The 281-nt window shown below is 67.3% G+C and carries 1 protein-coding gene; it reads left to right on the top strand.

Annotated elements, in window-relative coordinates; genetic code table 11:
* The coding region (locus ACPYOM_RS22320) for a hypothetical protein (RefSeq protein ID WP_481347637.1) at positions 1–281 on the top strand (281 nt) is incomplete at both ends.

Raw genomic sequence — 281 nt, 5'->3', positions numbered from 1 at the left:
CCCCCCCCCCCCCCTCCCTCAACACAAAACCCACCCCCCCAGATTACTACGCGTCTCGTGGGCTCGGAGATGTGTATAAGAGACAGCCCCGGACACACACAGACCGGGACGCTCCGGACCGTCCGCGGGCCGGCCCGGCGACGGCCGGACGGGTCCGCGGGGCGGCGCGAGTTTGCCCGAGGCTGGGGCACGCGGTCATGCTGTCGGGAAGATGAAGACGCAGACCCCCATCCTGTCTCTTATACACATCTCCGAGCCCACGAGACGCGTAGTAATCTGGG

It is taken from the genome of Monashia sp. HAY1-2A (genome assembly GCF_056755315.1).
This window is presented reverse-complemented; position numbering and strand designations above follow the sequence as displayed.